At 46.0% G+C, this 1,097-nt stretch carries 1 protein-coding gene; it reads left to right on the top strand.

What is annotated here, in order from left to right; all coding sequences use genetic code 11:
• Nucleotides 1-160: 160 nt before the first annotated feature.
• Nucleotides 161-1,097 (top strand): BCCT family transporter (locus tag R7044_RS24285; protein WP_225455881.1); only part of this gene is annotated, 937 nt, incomplete at its 3' end.

Below are 1,097 nucleotides of genomic sequence, written 5' to 3'. Positions count from 1 at the left end.
CAAATGATCGATGGAGGTGTTTCCTTTTAAGATGCTAATGAGAGCTACTACTTTAAGAAAATACATATACTTAAACTTGTGCTTGGTGATGTGAACTAATCATCACTCAAACTCCTACAAAGTATTTAAATTTGGTCACGTATTGTTAAGGAGATTATTCGTGAGCACCGACAATAATGGTGGGATTAAACGTCCCGATGGAAAGGTAAACGCGATAGATACTGACTATCAGATTGGTCAGGATAACGTTGCGTTAAAAGTCGGCCCATTCGGCTTAGATATTCACAACCGAGTTTTCGCAATTTCTGGGATGGCTATCGTCCTCTTTGTTGTGGCAACGCTAACTTTTCGCCAACAAGTTGAACCCTTTTTCGCTGGCTTACGTGCTTGGCTAGTATCCAATCTTGACTGGTTCTTTCTTGCTTCTGGCAACGTATTTGTCATTGTCTGCTTGGTCTTGATTGTGACACCGCTTGGCCGAGTTCGAATTGGTGGTACTGAAGCGACACCAGATTACTCTTATGCAGGCTGGCTAGCGATGTTGTTCGCAGCCGGTATGGGTATTGGTTTGATGTTCTGGAGTGTGGCAGAACCAGTGGCTTACTTCACTGGTTGGTACGAAACTCCACTTGGCGTAGAAGCAAACTCACCAGAAGCCGCACGTTTGGCGCTAGGTGCGACGATGTTCCACTGGGGTCTTCACCCTTGGGCAATTTACGGCGTTGTGGCACTTTCACTTGCATTTTTCACCTACAACAAAGGGTTGCCTCTATCAATGCGTTCGATCTTTTACCCATTATTGGGCGATCGCGCTTGGGGTTGGGCTGGCCATATCGTTGATATTCTTGCAGTACTTGCCACGCTATTTGGTCTAGCGACATCACTTGGTTTGGGCGCTCAGCAGGCGGCAAGTGGTATTCACCATGTGTTTGGTGTTGAACCTGGTTTAGGTTTGCAAATTGTCGTTATCACTGTGGTTACTCTGCTCGCAGTGGTTTCTGTTGTTCGCGGTATCGACGGCGGCGTAAAAGTGATCAGTAACATCAACATGGTTGTAGCGTTTTTGCTGCTTATCCTTGTTGGTTTCATTGGCTGGG

Source organism: Vibrio sp. 1402 (assembly GCF_033340275.1).
The sequence above is the reverse complement of the archived record's forward strand: the minus strand, read 5'-3'. Positions and strand labels throughout refer to the sequence as shown.